Below are 3,013 nucleotides of genomic sequence, written 5' to 3'. Positions count from 1 at the left end.
AACTCCATGTGTAGCGGTGGAATGCGTAGATATATGGAAGAACACCAGTGGCGAAGGCGGCTGTCTAGTCTGTAACTGACGCTGAGGCTCGAAAGCATGGGTAGCAAACAGGATTAGATACCCTGGTAGTCCATGCCGTAAACGATGAATACTAGGTGTTGGAGGGTTTCCGCCCTTCAGTGCCGCAGCTAACGCATTAAGCACTCCGCCTGGGGAGTACGACCGCAAGGTTGAAACTCAAAGGAATTGACGGGGGCCCGCACAAGCGGTGGAGCATGTGGTTTAATTCGAAGCTACGCGAAGAACCTTACCAGGTCTTGACATACTATGCAAATCCTAGAGATAGGACGTTCCCTTCGGGGACATGGATACAGGTGGTGCATGGTTGTCGTCAGCTCGTGTCGTGAGATGTTGGGTTAAGTCCCGCAACGAGCGCAACCCTTATTATCAGTTGCCAGCATTAAGTTGGGCACTCTGGTGAGACTGCCGGTGACAAACCGGAGGAAGGTGGGGATGACGTCAAATCATCATGCCCCTTATGACCTGGGCTACACACGTGCTACAATGGACGGTACAACGAGTCGCGAAGTCGTGAGGCTAAGCTAATCTCTTAAAGCCGTTCTCAGTTCGGATTGTAGGCTGCAACTCGCCTACATGAAGTTGGAATCGCTAGTAATCGCGGATCAGCATGCCGCGGTGAATACGTTCCCGGGCCTTGTACACACCGCCCGTCACACCATGAGAGTTTGTAACACCCAAAGCCGGTGAGATAACCTTCGGGAGTCAGCCGTCTAAGGTGGGACAGATGATTAGGGTGAAGTCGTAACAAGGTAGCCGTAGGAGAACCTGCGGCTGGATCACCTCCTTTCTAAGGAATATACGGAGGCTACACATACTTTGTCGAAACAATGGTCAGTTTTGAGGGGTCTACCCTCAAACTTGTTCTTTGAAAACTAGATATTATCAATTATTTTCCTTTAATTATTAAGATAATTAAAACCGAGAAACAACTGCGTATTTTTGAGTTTTTTAATTAGTTTATATCGCTAATACTCAATTAATCAGCGATTACGAAGTAATCGTTAGGTTAAGTTATGAAGGGCGCATGGTGGATGCCTTGGTACTAGGAGCCGATGAAGGACGGGACTAACACCGATATGCTTCGGGGAGCTGTACGTAAGCTTTGATCCGGAGATTTCCGAATGGGGAAACCCAATTACTTTAATCAGTAATTACAACTCAGGGAATACATACTTGAGTTGAGGCAGACGCGGGGAACTGAAACATCTAAGTACCCGCAGGAATAGAAAGAAAAATCGATTCCCTAAGTAGCGGCGAGCGAACGGGGAATAGCCCAAACCAAAGAGCTTGCTCTTTGGGGTTGTAGGACTGAACATTTGAGTTACCAAAGTCAATGATAATCGAAGAGTCTGGGAAGACTCGGCATAGAGGGTGATACCCCCGTAGATGAAATTGTTGACCCTCAGTTCAGTATCCTGAGTACGGCCACACACGTGAAACGTGGTCGGAATCCGGGAGGACCATCTCCCAAGGCTAAATACTCCCTAGTGACCGATAGTGAACCAGTACCGTGAGGGAAAGGTGAAAAGCACCGCGGAAGCGGAGTGAAATAGTTCCTGAAACCATGTGCCTACAATTAGTTAGAGCCCGTTAATGGGTGATAGCGTGCCTTTTGTAGAATGAACCGGCGAGTTACGTTAATTTGCAAGGTTAAGGTGTAAAGACCGGAGCCGTAGCGAAAGCGAGTCTGAAACGGGCGTTTCAGTAAGTTGATGTAGACCCGAAACCAGGTGACCTATCCATGTCCAGGTTGAAGGTGCGGTAAAACGCACTGGAGGACCGAACCCGTGTATGTTGAAAAATGCTGGGATGAGGTGTGGATAGCGGTGAAATTCCAAACGAACTTGGAGATAGCTGGTTCTCTCCGAAATAGCTTTAGGGTTAGCCTCGGAGTTAAGAATCGTGGAGGTAGAGCCACTGTTTGGACTAGGGGCCCGTCATGGGTTACTGAATTCAGATAAACTCCGAATGCCACTGATTTATATCCGGGAGTCAGACGATGAGTGATAAGATCCACCGTCGAAAGGGGAACAGCCCAGACCATCAATTAAGGTCCCTAAATACATGCTGAGTGGAAAAGGATGTGGAGTTGCACAGACAGCTAGGATGTTGGCTCAGAAGCAGCCACCATTTAAAGAGTGCGTAATAGCTCACTAGCCGAGTGATCCCGCGCCGAAAATTTACCGGGGCTAAGCATGTTACCGAAATTATGGATGCGACCAATAGGTCGCGTGATAGGAGAGCGTTCTAAGGGCAACGAAGCTAGACCGCAAGGACTAGTGGAGTGCTTAGAAGTGAGAATGCCGGTATGAGTAGCGAAAGATCAGTGAGAATCTGATCCACCGAATGACTAAGGTTTCCTGGGGAAGGCTCGTCCTCCCAGGGTTAGTCGGGACCTAAGCCGAGGCTGAGAAGCGTAGGCGATGGATAACAGGTTGATATTCCTGTACTAGTTAATCATGTTTGAACGATGGAGGGACGCAGTAGGCTATGGTGTGCACACGATTGGAAATGTGTGTTCAAGCGTCAAGTCTGGTGATGAGTTAAATGCTTATCGCTAAGGACAAGGCGTGACGAGGACCGAATTTTAGTAGGGAAGCGCCAGATGTCACACTGCCGAGAAAAGCTTCTAGTTAGTGATTAATTACCCGTACCGCAAACCGACACAGGTAGTCGAGGAGAGTATCCTAAGGTGAGCGAGTGAACTCTCGTTAAGGAACTCGGCAAAATGACCCCGTAACTTCGGGAGAAGGGGTGCTACACGCAAGTGTAGCCGCAGTGAAAAGGCCCAGGCGACTGTTTATCAAAAACACAGGTTTCTGCAAAATCGCAAGATGACGTATAGGGGCTGACGCCTGCCCGGTGCTGGAAGGTTAAGTGGATGAGTTAGCTTCGGCGAAGCCCAGAAATGAAGCCCCAGTAAACGGCGGCC

At 48.9% G+C, this 3,013-nt stretch carries 2 rRNA genes; both read left to right on the top strand.

What is annotated here, in order from left to right:
* Positions 1-868: ribosomal RNA gene (locus JUE95_RS12705) — 16S ribosomal RNA — on the top strand; the annotation flags it as partial.
* Between the two features lie 217 nt (positions 869-1,085).
* Positions 1,086-3,013, top strand: a 23S ribosomal RNA gene (locus tag JUE95_RS12700); the annotation flags it as partial.

It is taken from the genome of Secundilactobacillus yichangensis, from assembly GCF_016861565.1.
GTDB classification, from domain to species: domain Bacteria; phylum Bacillota; class Bacilli; order Lactobacillales; family Lactobacillaceae; genus Secundilactobacillus; species Secundilactobacillus yichangensis.
Note: the sequence above shows the minus strand (reverse complement) of the source record. Positions and strands in the feature narration are given on the sequence as shown.